General features: G+C 71.2%; 19 protein-coding genes and 1 pseudogene. 7 read left to right on the top strand and 13 right to left on the bottom strand.

The window, feature by feature from the left end; all coding sequences use genetic code 11:
- Positions 1-95: 95 nt before the first annotated feature.
- The 5 genes from ACZ7L7_RS27595 to ACZ7L7_RS27615 all read right to left on the bottom strand — a co-directional run bounded on the left by ACZ7L7_RS27595 (position 96) and on the right by ACZ7L7_RS27615 (position 3774).
- A complete protein-coding gene (locus tag ACZ7L7_RS27595) occupies positions 96-176 on the bottom strand; it encodes an Ms5788A family Cys-rich leader peptide (protein WP_350751515.1) in 81 nt (26 codons plus the stop codon).
- A gap of 224 nt (positions 177-400) precedes the next feature.
- A complete protein-coding gene (locus ACZ7L7_RS27600; protein WP_285514887.1) occupies positions 401-1147 on the bottom strand; it encodes an LmeA family phospholipid-binding protein in 747 nt (248 codons plus the stop codon).
- A gap of 324 nt (positions 1148-1471) precedes the next feature.
- Positions 1472-2590, bottom strand: coding sequence for a hypothetical protein (locus ACZ7L7_RS27605; protein ID WP_472077559.1), 1119 nt, complete (start codon positions 2588-2590; stop codon positions 1472-1474).
- Between the two features lie 3 nt (positions 2591-2593).
- Positions 2594-2848, bottom strand: a complete 255-nt coding sequence (locus ACZ7L7_RS27610) for a MoaD/ThiS family protein (protein WP_093722973.1) — start codon at positions 2846-2848, stop codon at positions 2594-2596.
- Positions 2849-2910: 62 nt separating this feature from the next.
- Entirely contained in the window at positions 2911-3774 is an 864-nt protein-coding gene (locus ACZ7L7_RS27615) for an alpha/beta hydrolase (RefSeq protein ID WP_472077560.1), read from the bottom strand.
- Between the two features lie 173 nt (positions 3775-3947).
- Here ACZ7L7_RS27615 and ACZ7L7_RS27620 point away from each other — a divergent pair, with 173 nt between their 5' ends.
- The 7 genes and pseudogenes from ACZ7L7_RS27620 to ACZ7L7_RS27650 form a co-directional block, all read left to right on the top strand.
- Positions 3948-4727 (top strand): winged helix-turn-helix transcriptional regulator, encoded by a 780-nt coding sequence (locus ACZ7L7_RS27620; RefSeq protein ID WP_285514890.1) that lies wholly within the window; start codon positions 3948-3950, stop codon positions 4725-4727.
- 84 nt (positions 4728-4811) lie between these two features.
- Positions 4812-5834: a LacI family DNA-binding transcriptional regulator gene (locus ACZ7L7_RS27625; RefSeq protein ID WP_285514891.1), complete on the top strand. Its 1023-nt coding sequence runs from the start codon at positions 4812-4814 to the stop codon at positions 5832-5834.
- A gap of 130 nt (positions 5835-5964) precedes the next feature.
- The gene (locus ACZ7L7_RS27630; protein WP_453606367.1) at positions 5965-7077 is read left to right on the top strand and encodes a S1C family serine protease; all 1113 of its coding nucleotides are present in this window, start codon (positions 5965-5967) and stop codon (positions 7075-7077) included.
- Positions 7078-7087: 10 nt separating this feature from the next.
- On the top strand, positions 7088-7279 hold the full coding sequence (locus ACZ7L7_RS27635; protein ID WP_285514893.1) for a hypothetical protein: 192 nt from the start codon (positions 7088-7090) through the stop codon (positions 7277-7279).
- A gap of 73 nt (positions 7280-7352) precedes the next feature.
- The gene (locus tag ACZ7L7_RS27640; RefSeq protein ID WP_285514894.1) at positions 7353-8087 is read left to right on the top strand and encodes a response regulator transcription factor; all 735 of its coding nucleotides are present in this window, start codon (positions 7353-7355) and stop codon (positions 8085-8087) included.
- Positions 8084-9517, top strand: coding sequence for a HAMP domain-containing sensor histidine kinase (locus ACZ7L7_RS27645; RefSeq protein ID WP_285514895.1), 1434 nt, complete (start codon positions 8084-8086; stop codon positions 9515-9517). Before ACZ7L7_RS27640 ends, ACZ7L7_RS27645 begins: the two co-directional genes overlap by 4 nt.
- A 101-nt stretch (positions 9518-9618) precedes the next feature.
- Positions 9619-9843, top strand: a pseudogene (locus ACZ7L7_RS27650) (pectinesterase family protein); the annotation flags it as partial.
- Here ACZ7L7_RS27650 and ACZ7L7_RS27655 read toward each other — a convergent pair.
- From ACZ7L7_RS27655 to ACZ7L7_RS27690, 8 genes are read right to left on the bottom strand one after another with little or no spacing between them, the layout of a single operon-like run.
- Positions 9830-11167, bottom strand: a complete 1338-nt coding sequence (locus ACZ7L7_RS27655; protein WP_285514896.1) for a DUF6177 family protein — start codon at positions 11165-11167, stop codon at positions 9830-9832. The pseudogene ACZ7L7_RS27650 and the gene ACZ7L7_RS27655 overlap by 14 nt on opposite strands.
- Positions 11164-15228, bottom strand: a complete 4065-nt coding sequence (gene eccCa, locus ACZ7L7_RS27660) for a type VII secretion protein EccCa (protein ID WP_472077561.1) — start codon at positions 15226-15228, stop codon at positions 11164-11166. Before eccCa ends, ACZ7L7_RS27655 begins: the two co-directional genes overlap by 4 nt.
- Complete coding sequence (locus ACZ7L7_RS27665; RefSeq protein WP_472077562.1) at positions 15225-16400, bottom strand: hypothetical protein; 1176 nt, start codon at positions 16398-16400, stop codon at positions 15225-15227. Before ACZ7L7_RS27665 ends, eccCa begins: the two co-directional genes overlap by 4 nt.
- Before the next feature lie 14 nt (positions 16401-16414).
- A complete protein-coding gene (gene eccD / locus ACZ7L7_RS27670) occupies positions 16415-17782 on the bottom strand; it encodes a type VII secretion integral membrane protein EccD (protein ID WP_285514899.1) in 1368 nt (455 codons plus the stop codon).
- Between the two features lie 31 nt (positions 17783-17813).
- Positions 17814-18083, bottom strand: coding sequence for a hypothetical protein (locus tag ACZ7L7_RS27675; protein WP_285514900.1), 270 nt, complete (start codon positions 18081-18083; stop codon positions 17814-17816).
- The gene (locus ACZ7L7_RS27680) at positions 18080-18928 is read right to left on the bottom strand and encodes an immunity 49 family protein (RefSeq protein WP_285514901.1); all 849 of its coding nucleotides are present in this window, start codon (positions 18926-18928) and stop codon (positions 18080-18082) included. Before ACZ7L7_RS27680 ends, ACZ7L7_RS27675 begins: the two co-directional genes overlap by 4 nt.
- A complete protein-coding gene (locus tag ACZ7L7_RS27685) occupies positions 18925-21318 on the bottom strand; it encodes a hypothetical protein (protein ID WP_472077563.1) in 2394 nt (797 codons plus the stop codon). Before ACZ7L7_RS27685 ends, ACZ7L7_RS27680 begins: the two co-directional genes overlap by 4 nt.
- A complete protein-coding gene (locus tag ACZ7L7_RS27690) occupies positions 21315-21707 on the bottom strand; it encodes a DUF6507 family protein (protein WP_285514903.1) in 393 nt (130 codons plus the stop codon). The genes ACZ7L7_RS27685 and ACZ7L7_RS27690 overlap by 4 nt, the downstream gene beginning before the upstream one ends.
- Between the last annotated feature and the right edge of the window lie 9 nt (positions 21708-21716).

Consider the following 21716-nt stretch of genomic DNA (forward strand, 5'->3'; position numbering starts at 1 on the left):
TGCAGGTGAGAGGGGTGCGCGCGGTGCGTCGGCGCACGGCGGCACGGTGCCCAGGGCAGGGCGGCGGGGAAATGCGAGGAGTCGGTGCTCTTCGCTCAGAAGGGGCGACAGAGCATGGCGGCGACGCGGCACAGGTCTACTGCCCGCCGCTTCGTGAGATCCGCCTGTCGCTTCATAGCTGCGATCGTAGGGAGGTCCGGGCGCGCATGTCACCGGTGTGTCGTATTTTGAGACGCGATCGTCCGGGATGTGGGATGCGCGCGCCCTCCGGGCCCGCCCCGCAAGGGATTCGAGGGTCTGTTTCCGCCACCGCAGCTACGGTACGGACGAAGGCGTCTCGCCTTTCGGACAGCCGCTGTTCACCAGGGATTCCGCGCCGGCCGATCGGCCGACTCCCTACCTACCCCGCGAGCCGGACATCGGAACCCTTCACCGTGATGACCACACCGTCCTTGGCCGCCTCGACCTTGTCCAGCTCGATGCCGCCGGGGAGGCGGTCGATGGCCTGCTGGAAGTCGGTGATGCTGCGCACGCGGTCCTCGGCGAGCGAGAGGCCCTTGATCGCGGGCAGGGCGTCGGCGTCGACCCGGACCTTGTTGTTCTCGACGGTCACCGTGCTGAGCACCGACAGCGTGCGGTCGACGGGGAGGACGCCGGCGGCCTTGCCCTGGACGCGTACGGCCACCTTGATCTTGCCGTTGCCGCCGTCGGAGAGACCGACGACGTTGGCCTGTACGCCGGGGACGACCTCGGTGGGCTCCGACTTGGTGGCCTTGAGCAGCTCGTCGTAGGAGATGGTCGCGGTGCCGGTGGCGGAGGCGGCGGTGGCGGAGCTGTAGTCGCCGGAGAAGTGGACGCCCCTCATGTTGGCCTTCAGCCCGTCAATACGGATGGTCTTGCCGCCGTCGCCGGTGCTGGCCTCGTAGTCGTCGATGCCGACCTCGACGTCGTCCAGCTCGCCGCCGGCCACCTGGGTGAGGAAGGGGAAGCCGTTGATCGACACGTCCGGGGTCGCCGCGAGGTTCTCCGTGGCCTTCAGCTTCTCCGCGGCCTCGTCCTCGGCGAAGCCGACGGCGAGACGGTCGGCGAGTACGAACAGGCCGCCGAGGATGACGACGATGATCAGCGTTATTCGCAGTGCGCGCATGTTCCGGAGTCCCCCACCTGGCGGTCACGACGACCGAGCAGCCGCCTTCGGCGAGGGTAACCGGGCGTTGTGCGGGGGCCGGTGATTTGTCGATCACTTGTGACAGGGGGGTGGGTGCGGTGTCCGTCCGTTGCGGCGGGGGTGCGGGTGCGGTGTCCGTCCGTTGGGGCGGGCGTCGGGGTGGGTTTCGCTTGCCCGCGCTTGCGGGGTGCCGCTGCGCCCACCCGTGCCGCCCCAGCGGCACGACTGCCCGCAGCTCCGGAGGTTTGGCGGCGCCGTCTGCCCGCAGCTACGGAGGTTCGGCGGTGCAAGAAGCGGGCGGCCCTAGCCCAGCCCCCGCCCCAGTACGTACACCAGCGGTGCCGCCGCAGCCAGGGGCAGGGCCACGCCCGCTGTGAAGTGGACGAACCTCGACGGGTAGTCGTAGCTCGCGACCCGGTGGCCGATGAGGGCGCAGGCCGCTGCCGCGGCGCCCAGGAGGGCGCCCTCGGTGCCCGCGTCGGTCATGCCGCCCACGGCGATACCGGCGCCGGTCGCGGCGAGGAGGGAGACCACCACGGACGCCGGGGTCGGGAGGGGCAGCGCCCGGGCCAGGACGGCCACCGCCACCGCTACCGCGCCCACCGTCACCGCGTCCGGCTTCGCCGCCAGGTAGCCCGACGCCATGATCGCCAGCGCCGCCGACGCGACCGTCGCCATCAGGCCGTACATGCGCTCGTCCGGGTCGGCGTGGGAGCGGAGCTGGAGGACCAGGGCGAGCAGGACCCAGACGCCGAGGGTGCCGAGGATCGCCGCGGGCGCCCGGTCGGCGGCGAGCAGGGCGACGTCCGCGGTGAGCGCGCCCGCGAAGGCGAGCGCGATGCCCTGGCGGGCGGGCCACATGCCGTTCAGCCGGAACCAGCCGGCAGCGGTGACGGCCTGGAGGATCACCAGCGGGACGAGCAGCGCCCAGGTGCCGATCGCCGCCGTGCCCGCCAACAGCAGGCCGAGCAGGGCCGTCAGCGCCGCCGGCTGCATGCCGGGCTCGATGATCGGGGAGCGGCCCTCGGCGCGGGCCCGCTGTGCGTCCGTGACGCGGGTGTTGCCGCCGAGCGTGGGCGGACCGTAGTCGGAGGGGTCAGGCGCGTCCGGGGCCGGGGCCGGGGCCGCCGCGGGTGACTCCGGCGGCAGCGGCGCCGCCTGCTGCTGGTACCCGTCGTACCCCTGCGGCCCTTCGTACCCCTGCGGCCCGTCGTACCCCTGCTGCGGCAGGTACGCCGTCTCCGCCGCCGACACCGGCGCCTGAACCTGGGTCTCCCAGGTCTGCCCCGCCCACTGCTGGGTGTGCTGCGGATCCTCGTAGCCCTGCTGCTGCCACCCCTGCTGCGGTTGCTGCCCGTACGGGTCGTAGCCGTCGTTGCCGTCGTAGCCGTCGAAGCCGCCCTGATACGGCTGGTTGGTCATCGCTCACCCTCCTGCGAACGGCGGGAGCACCTCGACCGTGCCGCCGTCGGCCAGCCGTACCGTCTCATGCCCGCGGGTGCCCACGGGGTCACCGTCGATGAGGAAGGAGCATCGCTGCAGGACCCGCACCAGTTCCCCGGGGTGTCGCTCGCGCACCGCGGTGAGCGCGTCGGCGAGCGTGGCCGCGTCGTACGCCTCCTCGGCGACCCCGGCCGCGGCCTTCGCGGCGGCCCAGTAGCGCACCGTGACCTTTGCCATCCCGTTCCTCAGTCCTCGACGTCGTCGACCCTCAGCCGCTGCGGGCTGTCGACAGGGCCAGGCTAGCCCGCCCGGCGGACACCCCAGCGACCGATACGGGCCAGCAGCTCCTCGTCGGCCGCGTTCTCGGCGTGGCCCATGCCCGGCTCCAGCCAGAGTTCGCCGTGCTCGCCCGCGGCCTCGGCGAGCATGCGCGGGTGGTCGAGGGGGAAGTAGCCGTCCCGGTCGCCGTGGACGATCAGCAGCGGGGTGGGGGCGATGAGCGGCACCGACTCCACCGGGGAGAGCGGGACCGGGTCCCACTCGCGGTGGTGGATACGGGTCCTGAGTCCGTACCGGCTCAGCAGGCGGCCCCCCGGCCGGGTTACCAGCCAGTGGAGGCGCCGCATAGGAGCCGTACCCCGGTAGTACCACCGGGCGGGTGCACTGACCGAAACCACGGCGTCCGTACGCGCCTCCGTGCGCCCCTCGTGCCGCGACCCGTACAGCGCCGCGTGCCGCAGCACCACGGAGCCGCCCATGGAGAAGCCGACGGTCACCACGCGCGCGTGCCCGAGCCCCCGCGCCCACTGCACCGCGGCCGCCAGATCGAGCACCTCCTTGTCCCCCACCGTCGACCGTCCGCCGGAGCGTCCGTGGCCGCGGAAGGAGAACGTGACCACGGCCCCGTACTGCGCGAATGCCCTCGCCACCCGACGCACATGCGGTCGATCCACATCGCCGGTGAATCCATGGGCGATCACGAACACAAGGCCACGCGAAGGTGCGCTTTCGGTTTTGTATACGACCTCTCCCGGGTCGTATACGGAATCGATCGACACCCCGTCTTTCGTGCGCAGAAACGTCCGTATAGCTGCCTGTCTGCTCGTCTCAGAATTCGGAACAGGCGTCGAACGCGCCACACGACCTGCCGGACCAGTGCTCATGTGGGCTATTCTGCTGGGCAGAGGACTCGGGCAGCGTAGCCCCCGGGTCCTTTTGTGCTTTCGGAAGCGTTGTATACGAAGCGGGAAACCGCAGGTGTACGGGCCCCGGGATCGCAGAGCAAATCCGCTGTGCTTGCAAACGTCCTCGCAGGGACCGAGGAGGAACCAGACGTATGAGTTCTCTGCTGCTCCTGACCAATGCCCTCCAGCCGTCGACGGAGGTGCTTCCGGCCCTCGGCCTGCTCCTGCACAACGTGCGGGTCGCTCCCGCCGAAGGCCCCGCGCTCGTCGACACCCCCGGCGCCGACGTCATCCTGATCGACGGCCGCCGCGACCTGCCCCAAGTGCGCAGCCTCTGCCAGCTGCTGCGCTCCACCGGACCGGGCTGTCCACTCGTCCTGGTCGTCACCGAGGGCGGCCTCGCCGCCGTCACCGCCGACTGGGGCATCGACGACGTCCTGCTCGACACCGCCGGTCCCGCGGAGGTGGAGGCCCGGCTGCGGCTGGCCATGGGCCGGCAGCAGATCGTCAACGACGACTCCCCCATGGAGATCCGCAACGGCGACCTCTCCGTGGACGAGGCCACCTACAGCGCCAAGCTCAAGGGCCGGGTCCTGGACCTGACCTTCAAGGAGTTCGAGCTCCTGAAGTACCTCGCCCAGCACCCCGGCCGCGTCTTCACCCGCGCCCAGCTGCTCCAGGAGGTCTGGGGCTACGACTACTTCGGCGGCACCCGAACGGTCGATGTGCACGTACGACGGCTGCGCGCCAAGCTCGGCCCCGAGCACGAGTCGCTGATCGGCACCGTCCGGAACGTGGGTTATCGATTCGTTACCCCGGAGAAGGCCGAGCGTCCCGCCGAGGAGCCGCGCTCCACCGCGGCCCGGCCAAAGGCGGCGGATACGGACGAGACGGCGGTCCTGGACGGCGTGGAGGTCAGCGCGGATGCCTGACGCGCTCCGGCAGCGCTCGGGCGGGGAGTGTGCGGGCGCCCGCACGCCCTGCCCAGCGTGGGTATATCCGCGTAGACTCCGCGCGTGGCCAAGGTAACCAGGGATGATGTGGCGCGGCTGGCAGGGACCTCCACTGCCGTCGTCAGCTACGTCATCAACAACGGACCCCGGCCGGTCGCACCGGCCACGCGCGAGCGTGTCCTCGCCGCGATCAAGGAGCTGGGGTACCGGCCGGACCGCGTCGCGCAGGCCATGGCCTCGCGGCGCACGGACCTCATAGGTCTGATCATCCCGGACGCGCGCCAGCCCTTCTTCGGCGAGATGGCGCACGCGGTCGAACAGGCCGCCTCCGAGCGCGGGAAGATGGTCCTCGTCGGCAACACCGACTACGTCGGCGAGCGCGAGGTCCACTACCTGCGGGCCTTCCTCGGGATGCGGGTCTCCGGGCTGATCCTGGTCAGCCACGCGCTGAACGACCTGGCCGCGGCGGAGATCGACGCCTGGGACGCCCGTGTGGTCCTGCTGCACGAACGCCCCGAGGCGATCGACGACGTCGCCGTCGTCACCGACGACCTCGGCGGCGCCCAGCTCGCGGTACGCCATCTGCTGGAGCACGGCTACGAGTACGTGGCCTGTATGGGCGGTACGGCCGAGACCCCGTCCGTCGGCGACCCGGTCTCCGACCACGTCGAGGGCTGGAAGCGCGCCATGGAAGAAGCCGACGTCGACACCGAGGGGCGGCTGTTCGAGGCGCCCTACAACCGGTACGACGCCTACCGCATAGCGCTGGACTTCCTCGCCGGGCCCAAGCGGCCGCCGGCCATCTTCTGCTCCACCGACGACCAGGCGCTGGGTGTGCTGCGCGCGGCGCGTGAACTGCGCATCGATGTGCCGGGCGAGCTGGCCGTCGCCGGGTTCGACGACATCAAGGAAGCGGATCTGGCCGATCCGCCGCTGACCACGGTCGCCAGCGACCGCTCCGCGATGGCGCGGGCCGCGGTGGACCTGGTCCTGGACGACGGCGTGCGCGTGGCGGGCTCGCGGCGGGAGCGGCTGAAGGTGTTCCCGTCGCGGTTGGTCGTACGGCGGTCCTGCGGCTGCGAGTAGCCTCCGGGCCCTGACGCGTCCTATCCCCCTGGCATCCCTGGCGCGTCTTTATATCGGGCATACGAGGTTCTGCCGGGCTTCTCAGGCGGCACTCAGCAAGCTCTCATGGTCGGGCGACAGGCTCATGGACATGACCGAGAGCTTCCGCCGTGAGGGCGACTACGAGCAGAGTTCAGCGTCCCAGAACCCGTACCCCCAGGCCCCCGGGCACGCTCCGGGGCACGCCTCCGCGAACGCCTCCTTCAGCACCCCCGTGAACCCGGAGTGGCCGCCTCCGCCGGCCCACCAGCCGACCGTCGGCACGCACACCCCCGCCCCGGACGCCTCCGCCCCGGACGCCCCCATCCCCGACGCCCCTGTCTCCGACGCGCAGGGGCGCCGCAAGAAGCGGACCCGGGGCCCCGTCGCCCTGCTGGCGGCCGTCGCGATCGTCGCCGCGGCCGTCGGTGGCGGTACCGCCTACGCCGTGCAGGAACTCTCCGGCAACGACACCGTCGCCTCCTCCACCACGACCAGCGTGGTCCCCTCCAGCAAGAAGGGCGACATCGCGGCCATCGCCGAGGCGGTCAGCCCGAGCATCGTGGAGATCAGCGCCTCCTCCAACTCCGGTCAGTCCACCGGCTCCGGTGTGATCATCACCAGCGACGGCGAGATCGTCACCAACAACCACGTCATCTCCGGCGCCTCCTCGATCAAGGTCACGACCAGCGACGGCAAGGAGTACACCGCCGAGGTCGTCGGCACCGACAGCAGCAAGGACCTCGCGCTGATCAAGCTGAACAACGCCTCCGGGCTGAAGGCGGCGAGCCTCGGGAACTCCGACGCGGTGCAGGTCGGCGACACCGTCGTGGCGATCGGCTCGCCCGAGGGCCTGACCGGCACCGTGACCAGCGGCATCGTCTCGGCGCTCGACCGCGATGTCACCGTCTCCACGGGCGAGGGGCAGCAGCAACAGCAGCCGGACGGCGGCTGGCCGTTCGAGTTCGGCGGCCAGGAGTTCAACGGGGACACCGGCTCGTCCACGACGACGTACAAGGCGATCCAGACGGACGCGTCCCTGAACCCGGGCAACTCCGGCGGCGCGCTGATCGACATGAACGGGAACATCATCGGCATCAACTCCGCGATGTACTCCTCCGCCTCGTCCTCCGCCGACGCCGGCAGCGTGGGCCTCGGGTTCGCCATCCCGGTCAACACCGTCAAGTCCGACCTCGCCCAGCTGCGCGCGGGCCAGCAGAACTGAGGGGAACGCCATGATCACGCAGGTACGGCGCACGGCCACCGACACCGACCCGGCGAGCTTCGCGGCCGCGCTGGAAGTGGCGTACGAGCTCCACCGCCCCACCGCCACCCGGGCGCCCGAGCTGGCCACGGGACGCGGTACGGCGACGGCCGCCGCCCGGCGCCGCAACCGGGGCCGGGGCCGTACGAAGGCCCATGCCTGACCGCTCCCCCGGCGACGTGCGACGCTGAGAGCCTTGCCGAACCGACCCTCCGCACCCGAGGAACCCAAAGCCCATGAGCCCCGCCGATGGCGACCGTGACCCCCAGCGCATCCTGATCGTCGACGACGAGCCCGCGGTGCGGGAAGCACTCCAGCGCAGCCTCGCCTTCGAGGGGTACGCCACCGAGGTCGCCGTGGACGGCGCCGACGCCCTGGAGAAAGCCGGCGCCTACCGCCCCGACCTGGTGATCCTGGACATCCAGATGCCCCGCATGGACGGTCTGACCGCCGCGCGCCGCATCCGCGGGGCGGGCGACACCACCCCCATCCTGATGCTGACCGCCCGCGACACGGTGGGCGACCGGGTGACGGGCCTGGACGCCGGGGCCGACGACTACCTGGTCAAGCCGTTCGAACTGGACGAACTGTTCGCCCGTGTCCGCGCGCTGCTGCGGCGCAGTTCCTACGCGACGGCGGCCGTCGCCGCGGCCGAGGACGACGACGTACTCACCTTCGCCGACCTGCGCATGAACCTGGCCACGCGGGAGGTGACGCGGGGCGAGCGGCAGGTGGATCTGACCCGGACCGAGTTCACCCTGCTGGAGATGTTCATGGCGCACCCGCGCCAGGTCCTCACCCGTGAGCAGATCCTGAAGGCCGTCTGGGGCTTCGACTTCGAGCCGTCGTCCAACTCCCTCGACGTGTACGTGATGTACCTGCGCCGCAAGACCGAGGCGGGCGGCGAGCCGCGCCTCGTCCACACCGTGCGCGGCGTCGGCTATGTCCTGCGGCAGGGCGGCGCGGAGTGAACAGGTTCTTCCGCGGGTTCCGTGCGCTGCCGATCCGGTCGCGGCTGGCGCTGCTGGTGGCGGCGGCGGTGGCGTTCGCGGTGGCGGCGGTGTCGGTGACCTGCTGGTTCATCGTGCAGGGGAAGCTGTACGAGCAGGTGGAGAAGGATCTGACCAAGGCGTCGATCGTGAGCCCGGCCCAACTGCAGAGCGCCCTCGACAACTGCACGGACACCCCGTACGGCCCGCGGCTCTTCCACAACTTCTCCCAGGTGGTCCAGCAGGACGGGACCGTCTGCCTGCTCGGCGGCTCGGTGTCCGCGGTGCAGGTGACCGACGGGGACCAGGACGTCATCGAGAACGGGAAGACCGGCCAGAACTACTTCCGCAACGGCACGACCGAGGACGGCACCCGTGTCCGCGTCCTGACCCGGCCGTACGCCACGACCACCAATACGGGTGAGCCCGGCCCCCAGGTCGGTCTCGTCGTCGCCGCGCCCCTGAAGAACACCGAGGACACCCTCAAGGACCTCGCCCTCATCCTCCTCCTCGTCGGCGGGGTAGGAGTCGTGGGCGCCGGGGCGGCCGGACTCGCGGTGGCGCGCGCGGGCCTGCGCCCGGTGGACAAGCTCACCGAAGCCGTCGAGCACGTCGCCCGCACCGAGGACCTGAACATCCGCATCCCGGTGGAGGAGGAGTCGGACGACGAGGTCGCCCGCCTGTCCCGCTCCTTCAACTCCATGACGTCCGCCCTGGCCAGCTCCCGCGAACTCCAGCAACAGCTCATCGCGGACGCGGGCCACGAACTGCGCACCCCCCTGACCTCCCTGCGCACCAACATCGAACTCCTCACCCGCAGCGAGGAGACCGGCCGCCCGCTGCCCGAGGCGGACCGCAAGGCGCTGCTCGCCTCGGTGAAGGCGCAGATGACAGAACTGGCCGCGCTGATCGGCGACTTGCAGGAACTGTCCCGCTCGGAGGGACAGCGCGGTGAGCGCGTCCAGGTGGTCTCCCTCCAGGAAACCGTCGAGGCCGCGCTGCGCCGCGCCCGCCTGCGCGGACAGGAACTGACCATCACGGCCGACCTGACGCCCTGGTACGTCCGCGCGGAACCGGCGGCCCTGGAGCGCGCCGTGGTCAACCTCCTCGACAACGCGGTGAAGTTCAGCCCCGAGGGCGGCACGATCGAGGTACGGCTGGCCGAGGGTGTCCTCACCGTCCGCGATCACGGTCCCGGCATCCCCACCGATGAACTCCCGTACGTCTTCGACCGCTTCTGGCGCTCCCCGAGCGCGCGTGCCCTGCCGGGATCGGGCCTCGGCCTGTCGATCGTGGCCCGTACGGTCCAGCAGGCCGGGGGCCGGGTGACGCTGGGGGCGGCCGAGGGAGGCGGAACGGTGGCGACGGTACTGCTGCCCGGGGCGCCGACGCCGCCGCCGGAGGTGCCGTAACTCCCCTCCCCCCGGCAACCTTTCGCCGTCCGGCGGCGACCGCACGTCGACCCAACCGCCCGTACCCGACGGACGAAACGGAGCCGACGACGCATGGACGCCCCCAGGCCACGGTCCGCGAAACCACCCTCAGCGCCGCCATCAAGTCCACCCCCTGGACCGACATGAGCGGCTTCTCCTGGAAGAACGACCGTTTCGCCGAGTACAAGAACACGGGCCCGGGGGCGGGGGCCGCATCGACCGAGCGTCCCCAACTGACGGACGCGCAGGCCGCCGATCAGGAGACCGGGGACTGGCTGGGGGGATGGGTGCCTACGGCTTCTTGACGCGGAGGAGTTCGAGCAGCTCCCGCAGACGGCCCCACCCCTCCTCGGCCCGGCTTCCGTCCCCCAGGCGGTAGTGCAGGGCGCGGCCGAGGCGCAGAGGGGTGGGGCCGGTGGGTGGTGGGTCGGCGACGACCGTGAACGCCACGGGAACCGGCGCCGGTTCCAGCCGGGCGGGGACGGTCAGATCGCGGCGGGCCGTGCGCAGCGAGGTCAGCAGGGAGATCAGGCCGTGCCCGGAGCCGAGTTCGGCCGCCAGGGTCTCGATCGCGTCCAGGGGTACGTCCTCGTCGGTGCCGTATCCGAGGGCGAGCGTGATGTCCTCCTCGACCCCGGCCGGGGTGCGCAGCACGCGCAGGGTGGCGACGGCCGGCCGCTCGGGGTGGCCGACAGCGACCAGCCAGGTCGACCGGGGGGCGCGGGAGCGGGCTAGGTCCGTCAACTGCCGTGTGGACCAGGGGAGGTTGACCGGCTCGGCGGTGCTCCACCCGGCGGGCGGGCGTCCGGTGAGGTGCTGCCAGGCGGTCTCCAGGGCCCGCCCGAGGACGAGGTCCGCCTCGGCCGGGTGCCGGGTGCGCAGGGTCAGCAGGAGCTGGCGGTCCCCTGTGTCGGTGAAGGCGGGCCACTCCACTGGCGAGCCCGTGGGGGTGAAGGCGCCGTCCTTCCAGTGGAGTCGGGCGCCCGACAGGCCATCGTAGAAGCCCTGCTCGGGGTCCTGCACGACCCAACGGTTGGGCAGGCCCCGGAGGGCGGCGCGGGTGGGCAGGGTGAGTCGGGTGGTGGGCGGGGTGACGATCTGGAGGGCGAGCTCGCCTTCGGCGGCGGTGCGCAGGGCGTCCGACAGCCAGCTGGTCAGCGGGACCACGGGGCGGTCCTGCATCACCACGGCCGCCCGGTCGGTGAGGACGTCCACGGCCGGGGTGGCGGGGGCGGGCACCGCGGAGACGTCGGAGGTGATCGGGACGACATCGGTGGTGGCCGCTTCCGAGGGCCAGACCGTGCCGCCCAGGACCGTGGCCAGGCGTCCGGCGAAGGAGCCCGCGAGCCGTCCGGCCTCGGCCGCCGCCGTGGAGGCGCGGGCCTCGGTCCACCACACGGGCCCGTCCGCCACCGGATGATCCAGCAGCCGTGCCGTCTCGCCGGGGACCTGCACCAGGATGGGCGCCTCGACCGAGACCAGCGGGCGTCCGCCGGGCGCGCACAACTGCACGACGGCTCCGTCGGCGAGGGTCCGGACCCCGAGGTCGGGTCCGCCCGCGTACAGGCCCGCGAGCAGTGTGGGCAGGTCCGGCATCCTCGGGGTGAGGGCGATGACGTCCTTGGTCACGGGTTCTCTTCGTCCACTACGGCGGTCTGGATGAGCTGGTGGGGGCGGCCCCGGCGGACCAGAGTGCCCCGCCCCGGTGGCTGCCGGGAGGCGTACAGGCCGGGGAAGAGCTGGCCCTCGCTCCGTTCCCCGGCCATGACGAGGGTGGTGGCTCCGGTCTCGCGCAGGCTGGTCAGGAAGGGCTCGAACAGGGCCCGGGCGGCGCCGGACACGCGTCGTGCGACGACGAAGTGCAGCCCGATGTCCTGGGCGGAGGACAGATACGGCAGGAAGGGCGCGAGCGGCTGCTGACCGGCCGCGGTGAGGATCTCGTAGTCGTCCACGAGGATGACGATCCGCGGCCCGGTGAAGGACGGTTCACCCGTCACCGGTGCGTCCGGGTCGGCGGTCTCGGGCAGGCGCTTCTCCAGTTCGGTCGCGATACCGGAGGACAGGGCGGCGGCGAGCTTGGTGTTGTGCGCGTAGCCCCCGCGGTAGGGCTCGGGGACGACTCCGCGCAGGCCGCGGCGGGGGTCGTAGACGCCGAAGACCAGCTCCTTGTCCGTGTGCCGGGCGACGAGTCGGCGGGTGATCAGCTTCAGCAGGTTGGTCTTGCCGCACTCGTTGTCCCCGAGGATCAGCAGGTGCTGATCGGCTCCGGTGAGGTCGAGGAGCACCGGTGCGAGGGCGTCCTGGTCGACGCCCAGGGGAATACGGGCCGGGTCCTCGTGCTCGGGGAGCGCGGTGACCGGCAGGCGGGCGGGGAGCACCCGTACAGGCGGGGCGACGTCCCCGTGCCAGGAGGCGCGGACCGTGCGGACGGTGGCTTCGAGGGCCGCGCCGAGGTCGTCCTTGGCCGGCCGGCTGTCGATACGCGGCAGGGCGACCTGTGCGAACAGCTTGCCGTCGGTGAGCGCCCGGCCGGGCACGTCCGGGGTGAGCGTGTCGGAGAGCTTGCGGTCGATGGAGGAGTCCGCGGGGTCGTTCAGGCGCAGTTCGATCCGGGTGCCGAACATCGACTGGGCGGCGATGCGCACCTCGTTCCAGCGCAGCATGCCCGCGACGACGTGGATGCCGTACCCGGCACCCCGCTTCAGCAGGTCGGACACGGCGTCGTCGAGTTCGGCGAACTCGTCGCGCAGGGCGCCGAATCCGTCCACGAGCAGCACGATGTCGGTGGCGCCCAGTTCGGGCAGCCGCCCTTCGGCGCGCAGTCGGCGCAGCTGGTCGACGGAGTCGATGCCGTGCGCGCGGCACAGTTCCTCGCGCTGGGCGAGCATGGCGCGCACCTCGGCGACCGTGCGGGCGGCCCGCTCGTGGTCGGCGCGCCCGGCGATGCCGCCGACGTGCGGCAGTCCGGCGAGCGCGGCCAGGCCGCCGCCGACCAGGTCGAGGCCGTACACGGCCACGTCGTACGGGGTGTGGGTGAGCGCAAGGGACAGGGCGAGGGTGCGCAGCAGGGTGGTCTTGCCGGACTGCGGTCCGCCGATCACCGCCAGATGGCCACCGGCGAGGGTCAGGTCCAGCTCCCAGGGCTGCTGGCGCTGGCGCGCGGGGTCGTCGAGGGTGCCGAGGGGTATCCGCAGTGGGCCGCCGCGGTGTGCGAGGCGGAGTCCGCGCTGGTCGGCGGTGAGCGGACCGGCGGCCGCGTCCAGGGTGACCTCGGCGGGCAGCGGGGGCAGCCAGATCCGGCGCACCGGGGGTGCGGCGGTGGCGAGCTGGCGGACCATGTCCGACAAGACGGTGGGGCCGGTCTCCCGCCGGGCGGGCTCCTGCGCGGGGGCGGCCGCCTCCTTCGGGGTGTGGTACGCCGAGTAGGGGCGGACGAGGGGGTCGTCCTCACGTGAGGCGGTCGGCCGGTGGTGGGCGCCGGAGACGTAACCGGCCTTGAACCGCTCGTACGTCGAGGTGTCGACCTTGAGGTAGCCGAAGCCGGGCAGCGGCGGCAGGTGGAAGGCGTCGGTGGTGTCCAGGACGGTGCGCGACTCGTCGGCGCTGAACGTGCGCAGGCCCAGGCGGTACGACAGATAGGTGTCCAGGCCCTTGAGCTTGCCGCCCTCGATGCGCTGGCTGGACAGCAGCAGGTGGACCCCGATGGAGCGGCCGATACGGCCGATGGACAGGAAGAGGTCGATGAAGTCCGGCTTGGCGGTGATGAGTTCACCGAACTCGTCGATGACGACGAACAGGTGCGGGAGCGGTTCGAGGTCCGGCCGTTTCGTGGCGCGCAGTGCGGCGTAGTGACCGATGTCGGCGATGTTCCCGGCGTCCTTGAGTACCTGCTGCCGTCGGGTGACCTCGCCGGCCAGGCTGGTGTGGACCCGCTCGACGAGCCCGGCCTGGTTCTCCAGGTTGGTGATCACCCCGGCCACGTGCGGGAGTTCGGTGAACGGGGCGAAGGTGGCGCCGCCCTTGTAGTCGACCAGGACCAGGGCCAGGTCCTCGGGCGAGTGGGTGGCGGCGAGCGCGAGCACGAGGGTGCGCAGCAGTTCGCTCTTGCCGGAGCCGGTGGCGCCCACGCACAGTCCGTGCGGGCCCATGCCGAGCTGTGCGGACTCCTTCAGGTCCAGCAGCACCGGCTCGTGCCGGTCGGTGACGCCGATGGGCACGCGCAGGAAGTCCCGTTCGCCGCGCGGCGCCCACAGCCTGTGGAGATCGAGGTCGGCCGGGTCCTCGATGCCGAGCAGCGCCGGGAAGTCGACGGGCCCGGACACCGGTGTGCCCTCGGCGGCGGACTCCGCGGACAGCCGCAGCGGGGCGAGCATCCGGGCGAGGCCCTCGGCGGTCGCGGTGCTCACGGGGTCGACGGTGCCCGTGGCGGCGCTCGCGGGGGTGGCGCTCATGGGGGCGGCCTTGTCCGTGGCCGTGCTCGCGGGGGCGACCGTGCCCGTGGCGGCGCTCATGGGGGTGACCGTGCTTGTGGCGGCGGACCCGCGCAGGTCGTTTACGGCGATCCGGTCGCCGTCGACGATGATGCGCACGCTCACCTGGTCGGGCTCGTGCACCTGGCGCTCCAGCAGGTGCAGCACGGTCACACCCATGTCGGCCATGGTCACCGCCGAGTCCGGCAGCGGGAGTTCGGCCGCGGTGTCCCCGTGGGTGTCGCTGACGACGAGCATGCGGGAGGTCAGGCGCAGGGCGTCCGCGCCGCGGCCGGTGAGTCCCCGGCGGACCTCGGCGGCGTATCCGGCGCGCTGCCGCAGCTCGGCGGAGCAGAGCCGGGCCAGCGCGGACAGGTCCGGGGCGATACGGCGGGCGGCGACGGGGCCGTCGAAGGTCCGGGGATCGAGGACGTGGGGAAGCCACTTGGCCCAGGTCCACTCCGGCTCGTCACCGGAGGCCAGGGCGAGGGCGACGTCGTCGGGGGCGTGTGTGACGGCGGTCTGGACGAGCAGGGCGCGGGCGACGCGCAGGACGTCCTGGCGTTCGCCGATGACGCTGACGTTCCCGGCCCGGTCCAGGGGGACGGTGAGGGGGAAGTCGGTGGCTGTGCCGAAGCGGTTCTGGAGGGCGCGGGCCTCGTTGAGCATGAACGGGTCGGGCGGGGTGAGGACGCCACCGGTGCCGTTGTGGGCGATGGTCAGCTCCTGCGCGGGCATGTCTCCGGTACCGGCCCGCACGCGCAGGAAGTCGGCGTCGGTACGGCGTCGCTCCCACAGCCGCGCGGGGTCCCGCAGGAGGTCGTAGAGGGCCTCCGGGGGTGGGTTGAGCAGCCGGGACTCCGAGCGCCGCGCCCGCTCGGCGGCGCCCAGTTCCTCGCGCAACTCCTCCAGGTACTCCAGATAGCGCTCCCGCTGGACGCGCCGCATGCGCTGGGCCTTGCCGCGCTGGGAGAGGAACAGGGCCACGGCGCCGAGCAGCGCGACGACCAGCACCATGGCTCCGATCGCGGCGAACCGGCTGTTGCGGATCACGGTCATCAGTACGACGGAGCTGACGACACCGGCCATGGGCAGCAGCGCGGTGGCGGCGTTGCCGACCTTGCCCTCGGGGAGGTTGGGCGGAGCCTCGACGGTGCGGGGAGCGGCGGGGGCGAGGGGCCGGGTGGAGCGCGCGGGCCGGTGGACGATCTGCTGCGTCACCGGGCGCTCACCGCTCGCCGCATCGTTTCGGCGGCCAGACCCACGGCCGCCTCACGGGTGCTCCGGCCCAGCATCGCGGTGTGGATGGGCCCTCCTTGGGCGAGATGGCGGTCGTACGGGATCGGGACGACCGGAACGCCGGGCTCGCGCAGATACGCGGCGGCGGCCTTCGGGTCGAGGGTGGTGTCCGGGGCGGCGGCGCTGAGGGCGACCACAGTGGCGGCGAGGGCGGAGTGCGGCAACCGGGCCAGCCAGTCCAGCACTTGGCGGGTCCCGGCCACGCCCTCGGCGGTCATGGGGGCGACCACGACACGAGCGTGCGCGGTGTCCATCGCGGTGCGCGCCACCTCGCCGGGCAGGGTCTCGCAGTCCACGACCGTCACCGCGAAGTAGCGGCGCAGGGCGAGGGTCACGGTGCGGTAGGTGTGTACGTCCAGCGGCGGGCCGACCCGGCCGTTGCTCGCGGGGAGCAGCCAGCCGCCGTCGGCGACCGGCACCAAGTAACCGGTGAGGTCGGTGAGTTGCATGGAGGGCGTGAGGATCCGGGCGAGGTCCCCACAGGACCAGCGCACGCTCTCGGCGCCCATCCGCACCGGCAGCGTGCCGAGCGCCGCGTCCGCCTCCAGGGTGAGCACCGGATCGTGCCGGTAGTGGTTGAACGAACGGCCGAGCAGCGCGGAGACCGTGGACTTGCCGACACCGCCCCGGATCGAGGTCACGGCGATGACCCGGCCGGTGGTGACGGGCTGCTGCAACTCCTGGGCGAGACGCGTCTGCTGGGCGACCTCCTGGGCGGCGGAGGCGGTGAGCCGCCGCAGCGAGCCACCGGCCCGGCGGGTGACGGAGTCACCGTGCTGGGGGCGGCCGAGGGCTATGGCTATGCGGGGGTCGATGGTGGGGGTGGATTCGGGGGCTGGGGCTGGGACTGGGGCCGGGACCGAGGTGGGGATGCGGGGGTCGGGGGTGGGGCGGGGGGTGGGGGTTGGGGACGACGGGGCCTGTGCGGGGGCCGTGCGGGGCTCCGGGGTGGCGGATTCCGGGACTGCGGGTGCCTTGGCGGGCTCCGGGGTGGCGGGCGCCTGGACGGCAGGCTCTGGGACGGCGGGTGCCGTCGCACCGCCGGTCAACTGGCGCAGCACGTCTCCCTGCCAGTCGTTCCCTCCCCCGGTCATGCAGCCCTCCCCTTCTACGCGAAGGTGTCCAGCAGCCGCCCGTACACCCCGAACACGCCGATGACCAGCGGGAACAGGGAGATCACGGCCAGCGACTCCAGCAGGTCGCCGGCCCGCCGCAGCCGCACCCGCACATGCTCGGCAGGTTCAAAGGCGAGCGCGACGACCGGAAGGGCGGCAAGAAGGCCGAGCACGGCGACAGGCCCGGTGGCGTCCACGGCATGCTCCGCCCACCCGACTACCAGCCGTACGGCGACGGCCGAGGCGGCGAGCAGCAGCACGACGACCTCGGCGGTGAGCGGGAAGGCGCGGGCGCGCAGGGCGAGGGAGAGGGCGATGACGACGGCCAGCGAGACGGTCCACGCGGAGGGGTCCCGCAGCACGAGTACGCCCGAGGCCGCGGCGGAGACCGCCAGGACGACGGTGGCGAGGGCGAGTCCACGGTGGGTGGCCGCGAGGGCGGTGCCGACCTGGTACCGGCTGACCGAAGCGCCCCCGGTGCGGCGGTCGTCGAGCCCTGTGAGCCCGGAGGCCATGAGGGCAAGCCGGGGCAGCAGGCCGAGACCGACGACGGCGACGACAGCGAGCAGGGATCCGGCCCTGACCTGCTGCGCGCCCGTCTCGACCCCGCCTTGCAGGGCGAACCCGGCTTCCCAGAGAACAAGGAATCCGCCGAGTGTCGCGCCCCCGATCAGCGCCCCGCGCCCGACGGGGGTAAACCACCCAACGAGCAGCATGCTGAGGGTCGCGGCCCCCGCCACACCGGCCAGCCGCGCGGGCGCGCCCCAGTCGTAGGCGTCGGCACAGGTCCAGGTGGCGAGCACGGACAGGGCGGCGGCGGTGGAGAGGAGGGTGGCGGCGAGGGCGTGGCGCCGGGCGCGGCCGAGGAGCACACCGGCGAGGGCGGAGAGGGGGGTGACGGCGAGGAGGGCGGTGCCCACGGCGGGGAGTTCGAAGTGACTGCGGGCGACGAGCGCGGCGGCCACGGCCCACAGCACGGTGGCGGCACCGGCGACAACGCGTCGGGCGGAGGGGCTCCAGCGCCACGCCCTGAGGTCGAGGTCGTCGGCCACTTCATCGGTGACGTCGTGTACGACGGGCGCGGAGGGGGCGTCCTCGGCGCGTACCAGCCGCAGCACGGCGCCGTCGGCTATACCGGCCGACTCCAGGGTGCTGTCGTGCGCGAGCGCGGAGCCGTCGGCGGTGACGAGGTGCCGCAACTCGGGCCGCTCCCCGACCCTGTCGTCCAGCAGCCGCATGACCTCCGGCAACAGCACGCCCACGGGCTCCTGGGAGGGCAGTACGAGGTCCACCCGGCGCCGCTCACCGACGAGGGTGACCCGGCTGAGCGCGGTACGGCTGCGCGCCGTCGGCGTACTCAAGGCCCCCGTGGAATTCACGCGTTCGAACCTATCACCGGGCACCGACACCGGTTCCGTGCCCGGAGGAGGGCACGGACGCCCCGTACGGGCTCTCCCCGATGACTCTGTTCTCCACGAACGACCACCCGACACATCCGGCACACCCGATCGCGGCGATCACCACTCCGGCGAACACCTTCCCCAACCGCTCATCGAGCGACCGCCGCTGACGCTGGGGGCCGAAGAGCAGGGCGTCACGGAGACGGCGGCGGCGGACGGAGACGGATTCCAGGAGCTGGTTGTCGTAGTCGTGGGCGGTCACGTGGGGAACTCACCGAGCCAGCTGTGCTCGATGAGGTGCTTGGGGAGGTAGTCGGACTCCACACCGAGGGGGACTTGGCCGTCGTAGGCCCAACAGGCCATGGCAAGGGGGCCGAGGGCGATGCTGCCGTCGATGTCCGACGCCCGGTCCTCGTTCAGAGTCCAGTACGTCTGGTGCAGCTTCAGCGCATCGACCATGCCGGCCGCGAAACCGTCCCAGTCCCTCGCAATCAAGCGGGAGAAGAGGTGGATGGGCGGGTAAAGCACACCGTCCAGCAAGTCGCGCGGGGCGATACGGGCCACATCCGGGTGGGACATCTGCAGCGTGTTCGTGAGCTTCTCCACCAGACCCGGGCGGCGCAACCAGTACGTCTGAAGCGTGTCCACCCAGCTGTAGATGTACTCGTCGTACGCCCCCGGCGGCGACAGCAACCGGTCCAGCGGGATCTCACACAGCTGCGTCATGCGCTGCGTGTCGCGGCAGATCACCGCCAGCCAGAACGCAGTCAGCCAGTTACCCGCATCGGCCGATGACATCGGCCCAACCGCCGGAATCCTACGCACCTTGTGATTAATGCGACATTCAACGAAACCATCGCTCACCCCTGTCACAGCAAACAGAGCCGAGCCCAACTGCATGGCCGTCACAGCCGCTTCCCAGGTCTCCACTTTCGCCGCGATCGGGTCGCCAACGCAATGGGCACGCAGCGCAGTCACGGCTGTGTTGAAGGCGAAGCTGATCCTCCCCGACGACTCGTCAAGCCAGTCGACGCGCTCAGCCACGTCCTCGCTGAAACCTTCCGCATCGACGGTCGGCAGCTCATGCCTGGAGATGTGTACGGTCACGGAAGGGTCCCCCTGCTGATGTCAAACCGTCGATACCGGTAACCAGTGTACGTACCCGAGTTTCTCTCACCGTGGACCACGACGTACTCCAGCTTCCCCTCCTGCAACGCCTTATCCATTGCACGCACAAGATCGCGTTCACCACGCTTCGCCATTGCCGCAAGGATGTCTTCAAAATATTCTCTACTCCCTTGATAGACCTGCTTACCATTTGGAAGGGTCCGTATACCAAGTTCGGTGTCAGGGCTGCTCTTGGCCTCAATAACCAATATTCGACCGTCATCATGCTTCCAGACCTGGTCGAACTGATGATTACCGTTCTTCGGGCCGAGAAGCCTCTGCTCCACAAATCCCGGACCTTTTTCGGCCATGTAATGGGATCTGGCAGCGGTCTCTCCGAACTCCTCCGCCAGCTCCACCATCTGAGTATGCGACTCTTTGTATGTACCTCCGGCCTCAGCCCAGTCAACATAGGTCTCATCAGTGCCATACTGCTGGTGAGCGGCACCTGCCTCCGCCTTCCACTTTCGGACCAAGTTGTCCCACTGGATGGCGAGATGACGCCTCAACGCTGCATCATTCAGCTTCTTGAGCCTGGCCGCATCAGTGACGGTATCCGCCCCCTCGCGAATATACTTCTCGTCGAGGTAATACGGCCTAGGCGGTTCTGGAACATCCTTCGCCCGAATCCACGGGCCGTTGTCCGGTAGCTGTACGAGCTGAGGCGGCGTATATCCGCTCTCGTCGTAGAGACTCAGACTCAGACGGGTTCCGTTTTTCCGGTAGAAATGCTTGAGGTACCCGGGTTCATGATTGGCCCGGTATACCTGGATCTCCTCGATCTGCTCCCGCGTGAGATTTCCGCGAGGGCCGTAAGGATTGGGCCCGTCCCGCATGAAACTCGGGCGCGGAGGCTCCGAGGGCCAGCCGGGGCCCCCGCCATTCGTACCGTTGGCACCGCCCGACCCGCCGGAGCCAGCGCCGCCATGACCGTGGGCAACCGTTCCTGCACCGCCCGACTCAGGCGTATGAGAGCCGGATGCTTCATGCGTGCCCGCGCCGACCCCGGCCAACTCCCGTTCCCGTGCCGGTACGGTCCCCTCGGCCAGGGAGGGTTCCTGTCGCGGGGCCTCCGCGACAACCTCCCCATGCCTGTCGTACGCGATGAACCGGCCGTCCTCGATGACGAGTTTGGAGCCGTCCGAGAGCTCCAGCACGCTTCGGGGTCCCGTCAGTTCGGGAATGGCGTTGGTACCGCGAAGGCTTGCTGTGACGTCGGCCAGCTTCGGGGCCACGTATCCCGTCACCTTCGCCGCCGCGCTGATCGGGTCGATAACCTGCTCGACCTTTACGACCGTGCTGGCAATCTTCGCCGCAGTGCCCGCCCGCCCCGCGGTCGCTGCCTTCAGGGGGCCGCCCCATCCCAGTGTGAGGAAGTTGAAGGAGACCAAGCCCGCCGCTCGGGCGGGGTTCTCCTTCCACTGGTCCCAGGCGACGAAGCCCTTGGCGAACTCCTTCGCGTACACCTTGCTGCCCTGGGCAAACTCGGACGCGAAGACGCCAGTCGGCTCCTGCCCGCCAGCTTCCATCAGGTACGTCTCGGCGCCCACCACGGCCCGCAACAGGCTTTCCCGGGCCTGCGCGGACTCTTCACCGCCGAGCGGATTGACAAGGGTCCAAACGCCTTCGACAGTTCCCCAGGCTCCGTCGACTACAAAGCCGTCCCAGAGAACGCCCTTGGCGTAGTAGCCGAGGTCGTCCGGGTCCCACCAGTCACGGTCCTGCGTGACCGGTGTCCCCCACGGCAGTTCCTCCGCCTGGTCCAGCACCTCGGCGCTGGCGCCGTACAACTCCGCGCCCAGCGGCCGGAACTGCTTGGCGCCGGTGTTCAGGGCGTACTGCGTGCCGCCGACCAGAGCCGTGATCTTGTTGTGGCAGGCGATCTCGGCGGCGTAGAACTGCGCCCGGGCGACATTGACCTCGTGCAGCAGCTCGTTGTGCTCGGTGACCTTGTCCTCGTCCTCGGCCCAGTTCTCGTCGATCTCACCGCCCTCGGTCTTCAGACCGGCCACAAAGCCGTACGCCTTCTTCTGCAGCGCCTCCAGCCGCTTGGCGATGGGCCCGACCTCGACGGCATACGCCGACAGGGCGCTCACCACGCCCGAGACCTTGTCCGCGTACGCGTCCGCCGCGTCCCGCACCGGAGCGGTGGAGGCGAACAACTGCTCCGCCTCCGGCGCCTCGTAGCAGGCCGACAGCCCCTGGAACTGCCGGTGCGCCTCCCCGCCCGCCTTGCGAATCCCGTCCGCCTCGACGCGCAGGGCGTCGATATGCTGCTCCAGCTCCCCCAGATCACCGGTGAACAGCGGTATCGACTCCGGGTCGATCACAGACGGCCCGCCTTCCAGCCGTCCGGCATGTCCGGCCGGACCAGGCCGGCCGCCCGGTGCTGCGCCTCGGCCGCCATCTCCAGGTCACCGTCCCGGTAGGCGATCGTCGCCTCCACCGCGCCGTTGACCGACTTGCCCATCCGCACGCCGAGGAACTGCAACTCCTCGGCCGACTCCCGCAGGAACTCCGCGATCCCCGCGGCCACCAGCCCGGTCTGCCCCTTGTTCTCTCCGCCCGCCCCGCCCGGAGCGACCGTCCCGGCCGCCTTGGCCGCACCCTCCATGTCCTGCGAGTACGCCGTGATGATGTCGTTCAGGACGGTCATCACGTCCCCGACGGTCGAGACGACATGCCCGACGCCCGACGGCGATATGTCCCACTTACTCATGCGCCGACC

This window comes from Streptomyces sp. NPDC110618 (assembly GCF_055657065.1).